This window comes from Serratia sp. NFX21, from assembly GCF_048517035.1.
GTDB classification, from domain to species: domain Bacteria; phylum Pseudomonadota; class Gammaproteobacteria; order Enterobacterales; family Enterobacteriaceae; genus Serratia; species Serratia quinivorans.
The window spans coordinates 326299-344357 of record NZ_CP183196.1; the positions used below are offsets into that span (position 1 = coordinate 326299).

Genomic DNA, 18059 nt, shown 5'->3' on the forward strand with positions numbered 1-18059 from the left:
TCATATGATCGAAAAAAACATTAATAACCACCGCAAATGTTAATTTTTATTAATCTATATCAATAATACGTCGGCAAAACAGGCATAGGTTAAACAACGATCAATACATAAATGGAGTTTATTGATATGAAAGCATTACTGGTAGAAAGCGAGTTTACAACACCGGGCGGTTACCCCACCGCCGCCATTGGACGCCTGATTGAGCAGTTGAATGGCCGTGATGTTGAAGTCATGCGCGCCACTTCTTTGCAGGACGGTGAGTCCATTATTGACGCTAACGAACCCATTGATTGTCTGCTGCTGGCCCGCAGCATGCCCGATAAGAAAGCAGCCGATCCCGCACAGAAATTATTGGATAAACTGCATGAGCGCCAAGAAAATGCACCAGTGTTTCTGCTGAGCGACCGCGGCACCGTCACCAAAGAACTCAGCCTCGACATGATGGAACAAATCAGTGAGTTCGCCTGGATCCTGGAAGACTCGGCTGATTTTATCGCCGGGCGCATTATGGCCGCCATTAGACGCTATCGGCAGCTGCTACTGCCGCCGCTGATGTCGGCCATAATGAAATACAACCAGACCCATGAATATTCCTGGGCGGTGCCAGGGCACCAGGGCGGGGTCGGCTTTACCAAAACGCCGGCCGGCCGCGTATTTCACGATTTCTATGGCGAGAACCTGTTTCGTACCGATTCAGGCATCGAGCGAACCGCGCTGGGCTCATTGCTGGATCACACCGGCTCTTTCAAAGACAGCGAAACAAATATTGCCCGCGTGTTTGGCGCTGAAAAATCCTATTCCGGCGTGGTGGGTACCTCTGGCTCCAATCGCAGCGTGATGCAGGCCTGCTTAACCGAAGATCGTGGGGCGGTGGTTGACCGCAACTGCCATAAATCGATCGAGCAGGGGCTGATCCTCACCGGTGCTACACCGACCTACATGATCCCCAGCCGCAACCCTTATGGGATTATCGGCCCGGTGCCAAAATCAGAGATGCTCCCTGATACCATAAAGACTAAAATGGATGAAAATCCACTTGGCATCACATCAATAGATTACTTTGTGTTAACCAACTGCACTTATGACGGTATTTGCTATAACGCGGCAGAGGTAGTAAACGTTATCGAGGGTAAGGGGACTTTTATCCCAGTAGTTCACTTCGATGAAGCCTGGTACGGCTATGCACGCTTTAACCCGATGTATAACAACTACTTTGCTATGCGCGGCGACCCAAAAGATCATACCTCGGATTTATCAACGGTCGTCGCTACCCAGTCCAGCCATAAAATGCTCAATGCGCTGTCACCCGCCTCATATATCCATATCCGTAACGGTAAGAAACCCTTAGATTTCCCACGCTTTAACCAAGCCTATATGATGCACACCACCACCTCACCGTCTTATATCATTGCCGCGTCTAACGACATTGCTGCAAATATGATGGATGGCGAATCAGGCCAATCGCTGACCCAAGAGGCCATCAATGAAGCAGTGGACTTCCGTCAGGCATTAGCCCGTCTGCATACTGAATTCAAGGCGAAGGAAGAGTGGTTCTTTAAACCCTGGAATATCGAAAAAGGTCGCAAACCCGGGGAGGAAAAAGACGTCCCATTCCAAGATATCCCCGCAGAGGCTCTGGCTACCGATCAAAGCTACTGGGTGATGAAGCCTGAAGATAAGTGGCATGGTTTCAAAAATCTCGACGCGGATTGGGCAATGATCGACCCGGTCAAAGTCAGCATCCTGGCTCCAGGCATTAAAGTGGACGGTACGCTGGAAGATACCGGGGTACCGGCAGCATTGGTTAATGCCTGGTTAGCCCGCAACGGCATTGTGCCAACCCGCACCACCGACTTCCAACTGATGTTCCTGTTCTCTATGGGGGTGACCAAAGGGAAATGGGGTACCCTACTGGAAGCGCTGCTGTCCTTTAAACGTCATTATGACGCCAACACCCCGCTGTCCGAAGTGCTGCCGGATCTCGCCGCAAAATACAGCGCGGAGTATGGCGCACTGGGCCTGAAAGATCTCGGCGATAAGATGTTTGCCTTCCTGAAACAAGATGACCTCGGCAAGTTGCTTAACCAGGCCTATGACGCTCTGCCAACACCGGTATTAACACCGCGTGCCGCGTACCAAAAACTGGTTCGCTACGACGTTGAACCGGTCAGCCTTAAGGACCTGCATGGCAGGATAGCAGCCAATGCGGTTCTTCCTTACCCACCCGGCATTCCTATGCTGATGTCCGGTGAGAAGTTCGGTGAACGCGTGGGCGACAAGGAAAGTGCGCAAATTGCCTACCTGCTCGCATTGCAAAAATGGGATGACACCTTCGCAGGGTTTGAACACGAAACCGCAGGCATTACCATTACCGATAAGGGCGAGTACCAGGTGCTGTGTATTAAATCCTAACTGACGGAAGTACCATGCATGGCCCGTGCAATTAATACTTGAGCACGCATTCAGGGCCGGAAATTCCGGCCCTTTTTACCCACATCGAACCCGGATTTAAAAACTAATCCCAGCTCAGTATCACTTTGCCCGACTGACCGGAGCGCATGGCGTCAAAGCCCTGCTGGAACTGGTCGATTGTGAAGCGGTGGGTGATGATAGGTGTCAGATCCAGGCCAGACTGGATCAGCGCTGCCATCTTGTACCAGGTCTCAAACATTTCGCGGCCGTAAATCCCTTTGATAAACAGCCCTTTGAAGATCACCTGATTCCAGTCGATCGACATATCCGACGGTGGAATACCCAGCATGGCAATACGCCCGCCGTGGTTCATCGCATTGAGCAAGGTACGGAACGCCGGTGGCGCACCGGACATTTCCAGCCCAACGTCAAACCCTTCGGTCATGCCCAGTTCGGCCATCACGTCATTCAGGTTTTCTTTGCTGACGTTCACCGCACGGGTCACGCCCATTTTGCGCGCCAGATCCAGGCGGTATTCGTTAACGTCGGTGATCACCACATGGCGGGCACCAACGTGCTTGCACACCGCCGCCGCCATGATGCCGATCGGCCCGGCGCCAGAAACCAGCACGTCTTCGCCAACCAGATCAAACGACAGCGCGGTGTGAACCGCATTGCCGAACGGGTCGAAGATAGACGCCAGCTCATCGGAAATATTGTCCGGGATTTTGAAGGCGTTAAACGCCGGGATCACCAGATATTCAGCAAATGAGCCTGGACGGTTCACGCCCACGCCGGTGGTGTTGCGACACAGGTGCGTACGGCCACCACGGCAGTTACGGCAATGGCCGCAGGTGATATGACCTTCGCCGGAAACGCGGTCACCGACGGTGAAGCCTTTGACTTCCTGGCCGATGGCGACCACTTCACCCACATATTCGTGGCCAACCACCATAGGGACCGGGATGGTTTTCTGTGACCATTCATCCCAGTTATAAATATGAACATCGGTACCGCAGATCGCAGTTTTACGGATTTTAATCATGATGTCGTTATGGCCCAGCTCCGGCTGAGGCACATCGGTCATCCAAATCCCTTCTTCCGCTTTCAGTTTTGACAATGCTTTCATGGTTTTACCTTATGCAATAACGCCAAGATCTTTACCGATACGAATGAACGCCGCAATCGCACGTTCAATTTGCTCCGGGGTATGATCGGCGGACATCTGGGTACGGATGCGCGCCTGGCCTTTCGGCACCACCGGATAGAAGAAACCCGTTACATAAATGCCTTCCTTGAGCAACGCATTGGCAAATTCCTGCGCCAGTTTTGCTTCACCCAACATCACCGGGATGATGGCGTGATCGGCCCCGGCCAGCGTAAAGCCCGCCGCGGTCATTTTTTCACGGAACAGGCTGGCATTGGCCCACAGGCGGTCGCGCAACGCGTCACCCTGCTCCAGCAGTTCCAGGACTTTAATCGAAGCGGCGACAATCGCCGGTGCCAACGAGTTGGAGAACAGATAGGGGCGCGAACGCTGACGCAGCCACTCCACCACTTCTTTCTTCGCTGCGGTATAACCGCCGGAAGCGCCGCCCAATGCCTTGCCCAGGGTGCCGGTAATAATGTCGACGCGACCCATGACTTCACAATATTCGTGGGTGCCGCGCCCGTTGGCCCCGACAAAACCGACCGCGTGGGAGTCATCGACCATCACCAGCGCCTGATATTGGTCTGCCAGGTCACACACCCCTTTCAGGTTGGCGATCACACCGTCCATTGAGAACACGCCGTCGGTGGCGATCATAATGTGGCGTGCGCCGTCGGCTTTCGCCTGCTCAAGCTGCGCGGCCAGTTCGGTCATGTCGTTGTTGGCGTAACGGTAGCGCTTCGCCTTGCACAGGCGAACGCCGTCAATGATCGACGCATGGTTCAACGCATCGGAGATAATCGCGTCTTCCGGGCCCAACAGGGTTTCGAACAGCCCGCCGTTGGCATCAAAGCAGGAGGAGTACAAAATGGCGTCTTCCATGCCGAGAAAATCGGCCAGCTTTTGCTCCAGCTGTTTATGGCTGTCCTGGGTGCCGCAGATAAAGCGTACCGACGCCATGCCGAAACCATGGCTGTCCATACCGGCCTTGGCTGCCGCAATCATTGCCGGGTGGTTGGCCAGGCCAAGATAGTTGTTGGCGCAGAAGTTGATCACATGGCGGCCGTCAGCAACGGCAATATCCGCCTGCTGAGCGCTGGTAATAATGCGTTCTTCTTTGAACAAACCTTCGCTGCGGGTGGTCTCAAGTTGTTGTTCCAACTGCTGATAAAAAGACGCGGACATTCGGTTATCTCCAGGATTGGTCTGTTTTCAACATATTTTACTGATTTGTAACCAAACTGACGAGAATCTGCGGGAGAGAATATGAAAATTGCAGCAGATATCACGGCAAAGTGCTGCAGCACTCGACAACGCGGGATATTCGGAGCCCGTCCGATGTTTGCGACGACATGAAATGCTATTATAAGCGACATTGTGTGTGGGACAGCCTGTCCCACCGGGCAGAATAACAGGGGTAACCCAATGATTATCGTCACTGGTGGCGCCGGCATGATCGGCAGCAATATCATTAAGGCGCTGAATGACACAGGGTATCGCGATATCCTGGTGGTAGATAACCTGAAAGACGGCACCAAATTCGCCAACCTGGTTGATCTCGATATCGCCGACTATATCGATAAAGAAGATTTCATCGCCAACATCATTGCCGGTGACGATCTGGGCGAAATCGACGCCATCTTCCATGAGGGCGCCTGCTCTTCCACCACCGAGTGGGACGGCAAGTACATGATGGACAATAACTATCAGTACTCCAAAGACCTGCTGCACTACTGCCTGGATCGTGAGATCCCGTTCCTGTATGCCTCGTCTGCTGCCACCTACGGCGGCCGCGAAGAATTTATCGAAGAGCGCCAATTTGAAGCACCGCTGAACGTCTACGGCTACTCAAAATTCCTGTTCGACCAATATGTCCGTGAAATTCTGCCTGAGGCAGAATCACAGATCTGCGGCTTCCGTTACTTCAACGTCTACGGCCCGCGCGAAGGCCACAAAGGCAGCATGGCCAGCGTGGCGTTCCACCTGAACGGCCAGATCAACCGTGGCGAGAACCCAAAACTGTTCGACGGCAGCCAGGACTTCAAGCGTGACTTCATCTACGTCGGCGACGTGGCGGCAGTGAACCTGTGGTTCTTGAAAAGCGGCGTATCCGGCATCTTCAACTGCGGCACCGGCCGTGCGGAAACCTTCCAGGCGGTCGCCGATGCCGTGGTCGACTTCCACCAGAAAGGTGCGGTAGAAAACATTCCGTTCCCGGAAAAACTGAAGGGTCGCTACCAGGCATTCACTCAGGCCGACCTGACCAAACTGCGCGCTGCCGGCTATGATGCACCGTTCAAAACGGTCGCCGAAGGCGTGAAAGAGTACATGACCTGGTTAAACCGCACCGCTTAAGCTGAAGGGATTTGACGTAGGGTATGAAAATACTGGTTATCGGCCCTTCTTGGGTTGGCGATATGATGATGTCGCAAAGTCTCTACCGCACCCTGAAGGCCGAGCACCCGACGGCAGAAATTGATGTGATGGCACCGGCCTGGTGTCGTCCATTACTGGCGCGCATGCCAGAGGTCAATCAGGCCCTGTCGATGCCACTGGGCCACGGTGCGCTGGCACTCGGTGAACGTCGACGACTGGGGCATGCCCTGCGAGCCAACGGCTACGATCGCGCCTATGTGCTGCCGAACTCGTTCAAATCTGCGCTGGTGCCCTTCTTTGCCAAGGTGCCGCAACGCACCGGCTGGCGCGGGGAAATGCGCTATGGCGTGCTGAATGATATTCGCTTGCTGGACAAAGCCGCCTTCCCGCTGATGGTGCAGCGTTACGTGGCACTGGCCTACGATAAACAACGCATTCAGCGCGCCGAAGATCTGCCGCAGCCGCTACTGTGGCCGCAACTGCAGGTCAGCGACGAAGAGATTGCCGAAACTACCGCCGCCTTCAACCTGACCGATCATCGGCCGATTATCGGCTTTTGCCCCGGTGCCGAATTTGGTCCGGCCAAACGCTGGCCGCACTATCACTATGCCGCTCTGGCGCAGAAGCTGATCGACCGGGGTTATCAAATCGCCCTGTTTGGCTCCGCCAAGGATAATGAAGCGGGTGAGCAGATACGGGCCGCGCTGGATGATGACTCCCGTGGCTTTTGCATGAATCTGGCCGGGGAAACCCAGCTTGAGCAAGCGGTGATCCTGCTGGCTTCCTGTTCGGCCGTGGTCAGTAACGACTCCGGTTTGATGCACGTAGCAGCCGCGTTGAATAAGCCACTGATTGCCTTGTACGGCCCAAGCAGCCCGGACTTCACGCCGCCGCTGTCCGACAAGGCCAAAGTGATCCGATTAATTAGCGGTTACCATAAGATACGCAAAGGCGATGCCGATCAGGGTTACCATCAGAGCCTGATTGATATTCAGCCACAGCAGGTGTTGGACGCGCTGACGCCGTTACTTGCCGCCAGCGAGGAATAAACATGCAGGTGTTGATTGTAAAAACTTCCTCCATGGGAGATGTGCTCCATACGCTGCCGGCGTTAACCGACGCGATGCGGGCGATCCCCGGCATTCGCTTTGACTGGGTGGTAGAGGAAGGTTTCAGCCAAATTCCCACCTGGCATCCGGCGGTAGACCGCGTGATCCCGGTGGCAATCCGCCGCTGGCGAAAAAACTGGTTTGGCAGCGAAACTCGCCAGCAACGCTGCGACTTTAAACGTGTGGTGCAGGAACGAAATTACGACGCGGTGATCGACGCCCAGGGGCTAATCAAAAGCGCCGCACTGATCACCCGCATCGCCAAAGGCAGCAAACACGGTCAGGACAGCAAAAGCGCCCGTGAGCCCTTCGCCAGCTGGTTCTACAACCACCGCTACGATATCGACAAACAGCAACATGCCGTTGAGCGTACGCGCGAGCTGTTTGCCAAAAGCCTGGGCTACGAAAAACCCGACAGCGTCGGTGATTACGCCATTGCGGCCCGTTTTCTCAGCCATCTGCCGGCCGATGCCGGCCAGTATCTGGTGTTTTTACATGCTACCACTCGCGATGAGAAACACTGGCCGGAAACACACTGGCGTGCGCTGATTGCGTTAACTGAGCCAACCGGTTTGAAGATCAAACTTCCGTGGGGCGCAGAGCACGAGCGTCAACGCGCACTGCGTATGGCAGAAGGTTTTCCGCACGTCGAGGTTTTACCCAAGCTCAGCCTGCAGCAGGTGGCCGAAGTGCTGGCCGGTGCGAAATGCGTGGTCTCGGTTGATACCGGCCTCAGCCACCTGACCGCCGCGCTAGACAGGCCGAACATCACGCTGTTCGGCCCCACCGATCCAGGATTGATCGGCGGTTACGGTCAGAATCAACACTCATTGATTTCCCCAGAAAAAAGCATGGCGACCCTCACCGCCGACGCAGTCTGGGCAGAGTTGCAAAAGGTTATTGGATGAAAAAGCTGCATGTTATCAATTTGGGGAAAATGGGGGGCGTTGAACGCCTGTTCCTGCAGTACATCAACGACACCAGCGACGGCAGCAACGAGGTGATTTGTATCAGCAGTGAAATCGGCGAAGAGATTCGCCGGCAAATGCCTGGCCAGAAAGTTACCTTTGCCAATCGATTGATCAACTCACTGCCACTACGCTGCCCGCAATTTTTGCGCAAATACCTGCTGAAAAGAAAAATCGAGCGGGCCAACGCCGACGTGGTGATCGTTTGGGACCTGGTGCCCGGTCTGGCCGCCAAACCGAAACGCGGCAAGCTGGTTTACTACGATCACGGCTGTTCATGGCGCTACCCAAAGAATCAAAAGACCTTACGTTTTCTCGCCATGCTGGATGGGGTGATCTCGGCCTCATTTGCCTCAAAACGGGTGATGGAACTGCGCTTTAATTTGCCCTGCCCGAATCACGTGGTGATCAATCGGCTGAAAACGCCCTCCGGTATCAGCGATAACCTGAAACCGCTCAGTAAACCGATCAGGATCGGCACCGCCTCGCGTCTGGTCAGCCTGAAAGGCATCAGCGTGTCGTTGCTGATGATGCAAGAACTGCTGCGTCGTGGGCACGATGTTACTCTGGAAATTGCAGGCAAGGGACCCGACAGGGAAGAATTTGAAGCCTTGGCGCAAAAACTTGAGCTGGGCGACCGGGTCACTTTCAGCGGCTTTCAGGATAACGTCGCCGACTTCTTCAACCGCACGCATATCTATATGAGTACACCGATCACCGAGCCCTTTGGTTTATCCTGCATGGAATCGTTATATTTCGGCGTCCCGGTGATTTTCCCGCAGGTCGATGGCCAACCTGAGGTGATTAAAGATGGGCACTGCGGTATTGGGCTGCCGCCCGTCGTCAGTATTGAAGAACACTACACATTGTCAGGTATCAACGTAGACTTCCCGCATGATGTGTACGATCCGCTCACCGATAGATTGGTGATGCCAAAGTTGCTGTCTCATATTGACTGCGCAGACGCCGTAGAGAAATTGTTAGTCACAGAAACCTATAAAAAAATGAGCGAAAACGCACAACGTTATCCCGCCGAACACTTCGACTATTCTCGGTTCAAAGCCGAATTTGACAACACACTGCAATCATTTATTGCTTAAACGTAATGTGAGCTGAAACCCCATGCTAAAAGAAAAAACGCCGCACCCCCTATTTAGTTATTTAATTTATTTAGGTTGTGCTATCGCATTCTGTACCACACCTTTTAACTCGCATACTGGAAGGGATATGTTTTACATATCCAGCTACATCTCTTTTATCGCACTTATTTTTAACTTTAAATTTTACACACAAAACTATAAAAATTTAATTCTTCCGATACTATTCTTCACCATTGGCATGGCAAGTGTACTCTGGGTTTCATATTTTAAACAACCTGGGGACTACATAAATATATACCGTTCATATACCTCATCCGGGAAATTACAGATCGCCACAGCATTTATACTTTTAATAGCTGTAAATGAACGATTATACTTTAAAAAACACCTGATAAGCATTGTCATACTCTGTGGAATAGCAGTGAATGCATATGCCATTTATCAAGGGGCATGGACTAGCATAGAGCGTGTAGAACTCGACTTTGACCGTTCCACTGCGGCGGCCTATATCATTACCGCAGTAAATCTGGTAGTAATGTATTCTATACTTACGCTTAAAAACCGCTATCGCCTATATCTCTACTCTGCCGCATTCTTGTTAACTTTCTCCTCTATAATTCTGACCGGAACCCGTTCGGCGATAATCATTTACCCTATTGCCTTGGGCATCTCAATATTGACAAGCAGAGATTCAATTATTGCCAAAAATAAAGCCAAGCTTTCATTAAGCTTGGTAGCAATTTTTGTTCTATGCGGTTTCATTTTTAAAGGAGAGATAGAAAGGCGAGTACAGGCTTTCCAAACAGATTTGCAACTTGCAGCCCAAACGCAAAGAGAGAACTCCATAACATCAAGACTTTCAATGCAAAAAGTAGGAATGCAAGCTGGTCTGTCCGCGCCGTTAGGGCAATCTGCAGAGCAACGTGCCCATGAGATCACCGAACTGGTCGCCCAGAGACCTCTTTTATCTGGCGTCTTGCCTTATTTGACCGTCCATATGCATAACGAATTTATTGAAACGTTTTCAATAAAAGGCATTTGGGGCGTGGTGTTTTTACTGGCCCTCTATATTGGTTTGTTTTATTTCTCATTCAAACCCTATCGTAACCCTATGCTGTTATCGGTCACTATCGCTCTTTTTGCCTATGGCTGCAGCGACGTCGTATTCTTCAGCAGTGAGGTAACTATTGTTTTCTGCCTTGCTATAATACTCAGCACACTCATTGTAAAGAAAACGATAACACAGGTATAAGCTTATGACATCATCATCTTATTTGCTTAGTATCATCATCACTCTGTACAACAGTGATGATTTCATTATTGCCTGCCTGCAGTCATTACATCCTCAGTTGGACCGTGATATTGAGGTTATCATTATAAATGACGGTTCTACTGATGGTTCAGAAGAGAAAGTTCTGAATTACATTAAGGATCATGAGCATTTCAAATTCATCTCTCAAGAGAATCAAGGCGTCGCACATGCAAAAAACACCGGGTTACGAAATGCTCGGGGTCAGTACGTCACTTTTCTCGACAGCGATGATGTCGTTAGCCGTCAATATATTCAAACGCTGCGCCCACTTTTACAGTCTGGCAAGTACGATCTGGTTGATTTCGATTATCATAAATTTGATACGTCAGCCCCAGAGGATGAGCCCTTTGATGTTGTCCGTCAAACGGACTATGACATTGAATCAAATGGAATTTATGCCTTACTTCCCGTATTTGAAAAATCACTGTGGCATATGGTGACCAGGGTGTACCGCCGCAATTTGCTTCAGGGCGAGAATCTTGAAAACGGTCGGCGCTATGAAGATGTCATTTTCACGCCTTTTCAGTATTTCAAAACGCGGAAAATAACCCATCTCGACCACGCGCTCTACTTTTACCGAGATAACAGCCAAGGTATTACCCGCAATATCCGGCCTACGGATATTGAAGATATGTTATTTGCACTCAAGAAAATGCTGAGTTTTGTCGAACAGCACCGAGGTGACGAGCCACTGCGCCAGCTGGCGGCTCTGATGCTCGGGAACTGTTTCTCAGAAATCAGAGGAATGTCGAAAGCGCTGCACGGTTACTATCACTATGAGCCGGAAGCGCTGCGTACCTTCAAGCGCCTGGCTGACGTATGCCGCAACAGCGGCGTACCGCATAAGAAAATCCGGCAAATGCGGTACGCCTGGATCGATACCTGCGTGTCAAAAATCCGCTGGCAATGGATAAAGCGCGGCTAAAGCTGCGCTTTATCCAACGACAGATGATCCACCACTTCGGCGTAAATGCGCTGTGGCTGGATCACCCCCATCGGGCTTTCCACCTCCAGCGGCATGGTATAGCCGGTGCGGGAAACCTGAATGATCCGATGCAGTTCCAGATCCTGAATCGGCCCGGTAGAGCGTGAATCGGCGGTGACAAACAGGCTGATGGTTTTTACCTTCAGCGCCACCGCCAGGTGCAACGGTCCGGTATCGCCGGTGATCAACACGTGGAAGCTGTCGATCAGCGTCAGCAGCCCCTGCAACCCCGTTTTACCAATCTGATTGTCGACGCATGTCCGGGTTTCAGGACTGATCTGGCTCAGGAATTGCTGCGCTTTCCCTTCATCAAAAGGCCCGCCAATCAGTACAATACGCACGTTGGCCTGCCTGGCCACCAGTTCATCGGCCAGCCGGACAAAATGCGAAACCGGCCAGCAACGTGATTCGGTAGAGGCCCCAAGCTGGAATCCAATCGTACAGTGCTCACTGCTTTTGACACCTGGCTGGTAGGGCGCTGGAATTTCCATAGTGGGATCATCGCTACGGCAGCCCAGAATTGAAATCAGCTCCAGCTTGCGACGAATAAAGTGGCCGTAGTAATGGAAGATATAGTTGGTCAGCCAGGGTTCAAGCCCGCAAATACCTGAGCTGTAGTTATCCCTGATAATATATTTAGCCCCGGATAAAACGGCGCTAATAATGTCATACGGCAGATGTGAGTGCAGGATCAACGCCAGGTCAGGTCGATGCTCACGCAATGATTTTAGCAATGGGCGCATGGTTTTGATTTTGCTATCCCAGTACACCACCCGATCATAATAGCGGCCGTTCTCTACCAGTTCCTGGTTCTTTTTATGCACCACCAACGTAATATATGCATCAGGGTAGCGTTCCCGCATCGCACGCAACGCAGGTGTGTTAAACATAAAGTCACCCAACGCAGTGGTCGAATAGATGACGATATTGTCAAACTGCAGCTGACTGTCGAAAGTCGCTTTATCCTGGAAGCGGTCGGTCTTTGCTGTATAGCGTCGCAAAAACCAATCCGCGACCTTAATTTTCCATTTTTTCGACATGTCAGTTCACTTTAAGTTGATAATATTCGGCCAACGTCATACCCACCGTGCGTTGCTGCAGCCAGGCAAAAAGCTGCTCCAAATCACGATATAACACTTCAATATCCTGCTGCGTTTTAAAGGTCGGGCTGCCGCCGGGCATAAACTCGGACGAGTGCAGCATAAACTCAACGTAGTCATGCCCCTGCGCCAGACATTGCTCAGCCACCGACTTCATTTTTTCCAGATTACCGCCACTGGGCCGCAGCCAGTGGACCGACGGTGAACGCTGTTTGCCACGCAGGCTATCGTAACCCTGCTTTAACGTATTCATCAGTGCCGAATGCTTATACTGAATGCTCATCGGCACTTCCAGCAGCGGTGAGGAACCCGCCCTGGCGATATTTTCCGGATCTATAAAATAGGCCTGCGATGGGAAGTTACGATAGTCGGTACCGCCGTTACCTTGTGGATTACCCGGTGAATATTGCCAGTTAACTCGCGGCGTCACCGAGCAATCCACCTGATAGCCATATTCCAGCAGCAAAGCCGCATAGTATTCATTAAAAGCCCAGCGCCCGGCACGGTGGCTGAGCATCTTGGTCTGGAAGCTGTCTTCCAGCAGTTTGGTCATATGATCGACCTTGGCACGGATTTGATCGGCCGGGTATTCGATCAGATAGGGTTTATGTCGCCAGTCGTCGTCGGTTAATGGCGTCAGCGGCGGACTGTTCCAGGCATGCAGATGCATGCCAACTTCCCCGGTATTACGCGCAATCACATCACGGGCGAACTCGACATACTCCGCATCCACCGCCATTTCGTAGTTGGTGAGGTACACCGGCTTAAAGCCATATTTCTCACACAGCGCCTGAAAGCGCGGCAAAAAGCGCGTGTTTTCGGTCGAAATACGATCGTGGTTTTGCCACAGATTGTCGCCTTCGGTATCAATGGTGATGAGAAATGCCGGTTTGGTCATAAATAGAAAGCCTGATATCCATAGATATACATTATGTTACGCAGGGCGTTTCGCCAGGGCAAACGACTTCGCTGCCTGGTTTGGACAACGTTGAAGGCCTTTTGTCTCTCCTCTACGCTATTTTTTCGCTTCGCGGCAAGAAAACCGAGCAACAGTAGCCACATGCGATCGGGTCATTTAGAATCAAAGATTGGTTTCCCTGAAAGCGACTCATGATGAACGACGCGCCAGCCCTTGCTCCTGATACCTCGATACAGCGTATTCTGATCGTTAAACTTCGCCACCACGGCGACATGTTGCTGATCACACCGGTCATCAATACCCTGCGGCAAAATTACCCGCAGGCGCAGATCGACGTACTGCTGTATAAAGAAACCCAGGAGATGCTGGCCAGCCACCCGGCTCTGACAAACGTCTTCGCTATCGATCGTCAATGGAAAAAACAGGGCACTAAAGCGCATCTGCGCCATGAACTTAACCTGATTCGGCAGCTCAAGGCCCAAAGTTACGATCTGGTGGTCAATCTGGCCGATCAGTGGCGCAGCGCCCTGCTCTCCAGGCTGACCGGCGCGCGTATTCGTCTGGGTTTCGATTTTCCCAAACGTCAGGGCTTCTTATGGCGCCATTGTCATACCCATTTGGTACCGGTGAGCGATCACGCCCGGTTGCATACGGTTGAACAGAACCTGTCACTGTTAGAACCACTCAACCTGCCAAATATTAGCCAACAGGTGACCATGGGCTACCCGCCGCAGGACTGGCAGACCTGCGAACAGTTGTTGCAGCAACAGGGCATTAGCGGTGATTTTATTGTGGTGCAGCCCACTTCCCGCTGGTTCTTCAAATGCTGGAGCGAAGAAAAAATGGCGGCTACTATCAGCGCGTTACAGGCCGATGGTCACCAATTGGTGGTCACCTCCGGGCCGGACGCAAAAGAACGTGAAATGGTGGAGCGCATCTTGGCACTCTGCCCGCCACAGGGCGTAATTTCGCTAGCGGGTCAGCTGACGCTGAGGCAACTGGCCGCCCTGATCGACCACGCTAAACTGTTTATCGGCGTAGATTCGGTGCCTATGCACATGGCCGCGGCGCTGCAGACCCCCTGCATAGCACTGTTTGGCCCTTCCAAACTGGTGTTCTGGCGCCCCTGGCAGGTCATTGGCAACGTGATATGGGCCGGAGACTACGGCGACTTACCCGATCCGGACGCCATCGATACCGGCACCGATGAACGTTATCTGGACCTTATTCCTACAGACGCGGTGATTGCAGCCGCGCGGAGCCAGCTTGCATGAAAGCATTTCGTTTGGCGATCGTTCGCCAAAAATACCGCCCGGACGGTGGCGCTGAGCGTTTCGTTTCCCGCGCCCTTGAGGCGTTGGAACAACAGGACCTCGACCTGAACGTTATCACCCGCGAATGGCAGGGTGACGCCAATCCAAACTGGCATATCCACCTGTGTAACCCGCTAAAATTCGGCCGCATCAGCCGTGAACGTGGCTTTGCCGAAGCGGCCAGAGCACTGTGGCAGAAAGAAAACTTCGATCTGGTGCAAAGCCATGAACGCATCCCAGGCTGCGATATTTACCGCGCCGGTGATGGCGTGCATCGCCGCTGGTTACTGCAGCGGGCTCGTTTGTTGCCGGAGTGGCGTCGTAAATGGCTGTTCTCCAATCGCTATCACCGTTACGTGATGTGCGCAGAACGGGCAATGTACGCTGCGCCGGAGCTGAAGGCCGTTATCTGCAATGCCGAAATGATTAAGCAGGAAATCATCGATGACTTCGGAGTCCCCGCCGATAAAATCACGGTGATCTACAATGCCATTGATAATCAAAAATTTCCGCCCGCCGATGCCGAACTGCGCCAGCAGTTGCGTCTGCAGTATCAGATCCCGCAGCAGGCTCACTGCCTGGTTTTTGTCGGTTCCGGTTTTGAACGCAAAGGGCTGGCCGCTGCCATCCGTGCCGTCGCAGCGACCGACAGCTATCTGCTGGTGGTAGGTAAGGATAAGGCGGAAAAACGTTATCAGGCGCTGGCGCAATCACTGGGCTGCAGCGATCGGGTGCGATTTATGGGGGTGCAGAAACAAACGCTGCCGTTCTATCAGGCCGCCGATGCGCTGTTGCTGCCCACGTTGTACGATCCGTTCCCCAACGTGATTCTGGAAGCCATGTCCTGCGGTTTGCCGGTCATTACCAGCACCACCTGCGGCGGCTCGGAGTTTATCACCCAGGGGCAAAATGGCTTTGTTACCGATGCCCTTGATGTCCCCGCGCTGGTCGCGGCGATCGTAGCGCTACCACGCCAGGCCCTGGGCTCCGCCATGGGTGAGGCAGCAAGAGCGCGTATTATGTCGGCTACCCCGGCACGCTTGTCGGAACAGCTGATCTCCCTTTATAACCGGCTGCTGGATTAACTATGCGTATTCTGATGATTATCGACGGCCTGCCAGGCGGAGGCGCCGAAAAAGTGGTGCTGACCCTGTGCCAGGGAATGCAGCAAATGGGTCATGACGTCAGCCTGATTTCATTGCGCGACGTCTGTAACTATCCAATTCCCGCCGGCATTCACTATCAGGTGGTCGCGGACCATAGCCGCTCACCATGGCGCAAACTGACAGAACTGTCACGCCGCGCCGCCGCACTGGATCGGGCGATCGCCGACAATGAGCGCCAACAGGGTGCCTATGATTTGGTGTTCTCCAACCTGCATAAAACCGATCGCATCGTCAGCCGCAGCAAGTTGCTCTCGTCAGACCGCCTGTGGTTCTGCATTCACGGTATCCTGTCGACCTCTTATCTGGGCCATCGCAAGGGGCTGGATCGTTGGCTGAAACAACGGAAAATCACCCAGGTTTACCAGGGCAGGAATATCGTTGCCGTCTCGCAAGCCGTGGGGGACGATTTGCAGCAGAACTTGCCGATCCGCCCAAACCGATTGGCGGTGATCAATAATCCGTTTGATATTGCCGCCATCGAGCAGCAGGCGGCGGAACCCTGTGAGCTGGCAGGCAAAGATTATCTGGTGCATGTCGGGCGCTTTCATCCGCACAAACGGCACGATCGGCTGTTGAAGGCCTATGCCCAATCGGGCATACAAGCCCCGCTGGCGTTGATCGGCACCGGCAGCGAAGCCAGCGTAGGGGAAGTGAAACAACTGGCAAACCAGTTGGGTATCGCAGACCGAGTACTGTTCCTCGGCTTTCAGGCCAATCCTTATCCGTTTATTCGGCATGCATCACTGCTGGTACTAAGCTCCGACAGCGAAGGCTTTGGTAACGTGCTGGTGGAAGCGCTACTCTGTGGTACTCCGGTGGTCAGCACCCGTTGCCCCGGCGGGCCTGCGGAAATTCTGGAAAAAGCGGGAATGGATAACGCACTGGCGGAACTTAATGAAAAATCACTGGCGGAGAAAATGGCAGACATTTATGCCAACCCACCAGAGATTAATTACCAACAACTGTTGAGCTATGGACTAGAGCCTATTTGTCAGCAATACCTGGCACTCAAGAAATAAATAAGGCAGGGGATCCCTGCCTTATAGTTAATTAATTTAGCGCCTGTATTTTTTGCCAGACGTCTTCCACAGGAACATCAATACAGTCGCCCGATTCGGTTTGCAGAATCTGATAGCGTCCAGACCATGGATGCCAGGATTCTTTATCCGTATCGCCAAAGAACACCACCATATCTTTATTCAACGCCGCCGCCAGATGCATCTGCCCGCCATCGCTGCACAGCACTCTGTCGCATAAATCAAAACCAGCCAGCAGTTCACGCACCGACGCCGTTGGGTACAGCGCCACGCGCTCACTCTGACATAACGCCAACAACTGCTCTGCGCGTTTCTGATCGCCGACATCATCCGGCGTTAGCGTGCCTTGTGGCGACCAGAAAATCAGTATCGCCGTATTCTGTTCGGCGAGTAAGCGGTTGATAATTTCGGCATAGCGCTCGATCGGCCAACGCCGTTTAGGGCTGCGGCTACTGATATGAACCGCGAAAACTCGCTCGACCGGCGGCAGGCATTGTTGCAAACGCTGCGCCGCCTGCTGGCGCTCTTCAGCCGTCAGGTACACCCGCACCGGGGGGATGGGAATACGCTGGTCGGTAATCGCCGAAAGGTAGCTGTAGGTGTGCTCTACCTGATGCTTGCCGCTGAAATTCTCCTTACGAAAAGGATGATGAATCTCAGGCGTACCCAAATCTGCACCAATAATATTGCCGATCCCCGCCATTTTTGCCAATCGCAGGCTGTACTTGCAGGGAACCGGGTTGGCCAGGATCGCCGCATCAAATTTTATTTTACGCAGTTTAAGAAAAATCATCAGGCGTTCGAAATAAACCCCCAATGTGGTTTCATTTTTCGCCTTGTGCTTTGCCTTTTTATAGACGAAGACCTTTTCAAGGTGCGGGTTATTTTTAACAACATCCTGACTGACTTTATTGATTAACAGATAAAGTTTGGCATCCGGATAGGCAATTTTCACCCCTTCGATCAGCGGAGTGGTACAAACAAGATCGCCAATATTGTCACGGCGAATAATTAAAATATTCTTCATTCCAAGCCTATCAGCGAAATCTCTCGCCTGTTGTCTGAAACTGACACCCAAGGTTACCAAATTAGCGCCTTTCCCTTCCAGTTAT

15 protein-coding genes are annotated in these 18059 nt (G+C 52.5%); 10 read left to right on the forward strand and 5 right to left on the reverse strand.

The features are described from left to right. The first annotated feature begins 126 nt into the window (after positions 1–126). Entirely contained in the window at positions 127–2412 is a 2286-nt protein-coding gene (gene adiA / locus ACNT1W_RS01565; RefSeq protein ID WP_012147495.1) for an arginine decarboxylase, read from the forward strand. Between the two features lie 103 nt (positions 2413–2515). On the opposite strand, the gene tdh is transcribed toward adiA, so the two are convergent. Next, positions 2516–3541 (reverse strand): L-threonine 3-dehydrogenase, encoded by a 1026-nt coding sequence (gene tdh, locus ACNT1W_RS01570; protein WP_112363650.1) that lies wholly within the window; start codon positions 3539–3541, stop codon positions 2516–2518. 9 nt (positions 3542–3550) lie between these two features. Further along, a complete protein-coding gene (gene kbl / locus ACNT1W_RS01575; RefSeq protein ID WP_012147497.1) occupies positions 3551–4747 on the reverse strand; it encodes a glycine C-acetyltransferase in 1197 nt (398 codons plus the stop codon). Between the two features lie 240 nt (positions 4748–4987). On the opposite strand from kbl, the gene rfaD reads away from it, so the two are divergent. From rfaD to ACNT1W_RS01605, 6 genes are read left to right on the forward strand one after another with little or no spacing between them, the layout of a single operon-like run. Next, on the forward strand, positions 4988–5917 hold the full coding sequence (gene rfaD / locus ACNT1W_RS01580) for an ADP-glyceromanno-heptose 6-epimerase (protein ID WP_419246320.1): 930 nt from the start codon (positions 4988–4990) through the stop codon (positions 5915–5917). 23 nt (positions 5918–5940) lie between these two features. Continuing rightward, complete coding sequence (rfaF, locus tag ACNT1W_RS01585; protein WP_012147499.1) at positions 5941–6987, forward strand: ADP-heptose--LPS heptosyltransferase RfaF; 1047 nt, start codon at positions 5941–5943, stop codon at positions 6985–6987. A 2-nt stretch (positions 6988–6989) separates the two neighbouring features. Then, the gene (gene rfaC / locus ACNT1W_RS01590; RefSeq protein WP_419246321.1) at positions 6990–7955 is read left to right on the forward strand and encodes a lipopolysaccharide heptosyltransferase RfaC; all 966 of its coding nucleotides are present in this window, start codon (positions 6990–6992) and stop codon (positions 7953–7955) included. Further along, complete coding sequence (locus tag ACNT1W_RS01595; RefSeq protein ID WP_419246322.1) at positions 7952–9115, forward strand: glycosyltransferase; 1164 nt, start codon at positions 7952–7954, stop codon at positions 9113–9115. The genes rfaC and ACNT1W_RS01595 overlap by 4 nt, the downstream gene beginning before the upstream one ends. Before the next feature lie 22 nt (positions 9116–9137). After that, positions 9138–10367: an O-antigen ligase family protein gene (locus ACNT1W_RS01600; protein WP_419246323.1), complete on the forward strand. Its 1230-nt coding sequence runs from the start codon at positions 9138–9140 to the stop codon at positions 10365–10367. Positions 10368–10371: 4 nt separating this feature from the next. Further along, the gene (locus ACNT1W_RS01605) at positions 10372–11352 is read left to right on the forward strand and encodes a glycosyltransferase family 2 protein (RefSeq protein ID WP_419246324.1); all 981 of its coding nucleotides are present in this window, start codon (positions 10372–10374) and stop codon (positions 11350–11352) included. On the opposite strand, the gene ACNT1W_RS01610 is transcribed toward ACNT1W_RS01605, so the two are convergent. Both ACNT1W_RS01610 and ACNT1W_RS01615 read right to left on the reverse strand, forming a co-directional pair. Continuing rightward, positions 11349–12452 (reverse strand): glycosyltransferase family 9 protein, encoded by a 1104-nt coding sequence (locus tag ACNT1W_RS01610; RefSeq protein WP_419246325.1) that lies wholly within the window; start codon positions 12450–12452, stop codon positions 11349–11351. The genes ACNT1W_RS01605 and ACNT1W_RS01610 overlap by 4 nt on opposite strands. A 1-nt stretch (position 12453) precedes the next feature. Continuing rightward, positions 12454–13410 carry a polysaccharide deacetylase family protein gene (locus ACNT1W_RS01615; RefSeq protein ID WP_012147504.1) on the reverse strand — a complete coding sequence of 319 codons (957 nt, stop codon included), beginning with the start codon at positions 13408–13410 and terminating at the stop codon, positions 12454–12456. Between the two features lie 212 nt (positions 13411–13622). On the opposite strand from ACNT1W_RS01615, the gene rfaQ reads away from it, so the two are divergent. The 3 genes from rfaQ to ACNT1W_RS01630 are packed head-to-tail and all read left to right on the forward strand — an operon-like array spanning position 13623 to position 16929. Further along, entirely contained in the window at positions 13623–14705 is a 1083-nt protein-coding gene (gene rfaQ, locus ACNT1W_RS01620; protein WP_115183524.1) for a putative lipopolysaccharide heptosyltransferase III, read from the forward strand. After that, positions 14702–15829: a glycosyltransferase family 4 protein gene (locus ACNT1W_RS01625; RefSeq protein WP_261414131.1), complete on the forward strand. Its 1128-nt coding sequence runs from the start codon at positions 14702–14704 to the stop codon at positions 15827–15829. The genes rfaQ and ACNT1W_RS01625 overlap by 4 nt, the downstream gene beginning before the upstream one ends. Positions 15830–15831: 2 nt before the next feature. Further along, positions 15832–16929, forward strand: a complete 1098-nt coding sequence (locus tag ACNT1W_RS01630; RefSeq protein WP_419246326.1) for a glycosyltransferase — start codon at positions 15832–15834, stop codon at positions 16927–16929. Between the two features lie 31 nt (positions 16930–16960). On the opposite strand, the gene ACNT1W_RS01635 is transcribed toward ACNT1W_RS01630, so the two are convergent. Then, on the reverse strand, positions 16961–17974 hold the full coding sequence (locus ACNT1W_RS01635; protein WP_012147508.1) for a glycosyltransferase family 9 protein: 1014 nt from the start codon (positions 17972–17974) through the stop codon (positions 16961–16963). Positions 17975–18059 lie beyond the last annotated feature (85 nt).

Bases quoted from the DNA above. Each gene is read 5' to 3' on its own strand.
- adiA (WP_012147495.1), top strand. From the start codon at position 127: ATGAAAGCATTACTGGTAGAAAGCGAGTTTACAACACCGGGCGGTTAC.
- tdh (WP_112363650.1), bottom strand. From the start codon at position 3,541: ATGAAAGCATTGTCAAAACTGAAAGCGGAAGAAGGGATTTGGATGACC.
- kbl (WP_012147497.1), bottom strand. From the start codon at position 4,747: ATGTCCGCGTCTTTTTATCAGCAGTTGGAACAACAACTTGAGACCACC.
- rfaD (WP_419246320.1), top strand. From the start codon at position 4,988: ATGATTATCGTCACTGGTGGCGCCGGCATGATCGGCAGCAATATCATT.
- rfaF (WP_012147499.1), top strand. From the start codon at position 5,941: ATGAAAATACTGGTTATCGGCCCTTCTTGGGTTGGCGATATGATGATG.
- rfaC (WP_419246321.1), top strand. From the start codon at position 6,990: ATGCAGGTGTTGATTGTAAAAACTTCCTCCATGGGAGATGTGCTCCAT.
- ACNT1W_RS01595 (WP_419246322.1), top strand. From the start codon at position 7,952: ATGAAAAAGCTGCATGTTATCAATTTGGGGAAAATGGGGGGCGTTGAA.
- ACNT1W_RS01600 (WP_419246323.1), top strand. From the start codon at position 9,138: ATGCTAAAAGAAAAAACGCCGCACCCCCTATTTAGTTATTTAATTTAT.
- ACNT1W_RS01605 (WP_419246324.1), top strand. From the start codon at position 10,372: ATGACATCATCATCTTATTTGCTTAGTATCATCATCACTCTGTACAAC.
- ACNT1W_RS01610 (WP_419246325.1), bottom strand. From the start codon at position 12,452: ATGTCGAAAAAATGGAAAATTAAGGTCGCGGATTGGTTTTTGCGACGC.
- ACNT1W_RS01615 (WP_012147504.1), bottom strand. From the start codon at position 13,410: ATGACCAAACCGGCATTTCTCATCACCATTGATACCGAAGGCGACAAT.
- rfaQ (WP_115183524.1), top strand. From the start codon at position 13,623: ATGATGAACGACGCGCCAGCCCTTGCTCCTGATACCTCGATACAGCGT.
- ACNT1W_RS01625 (WP_261414131.1), top strand. From the start codon at position 14,702: ATGAAAGCATTTCGTTTGGCGATCGTTCGCCAAAAATACCGCCCGGAC.
- ACNT1W_RS01630 (WP_419246326.1), top strand. From the start codon at position 15,832: ATGCGTATTCTGATGATTATCGACGGCCTGCCAGGCGGAGGCGCCGAA.
- ACNT1W_RS01635 (WP_012147508.1), bottom strand. From the start codon at position 17,974: ATGAAGAATATTTTAATTATTCGCCGTGACAATATTGGCGATCTTGTT.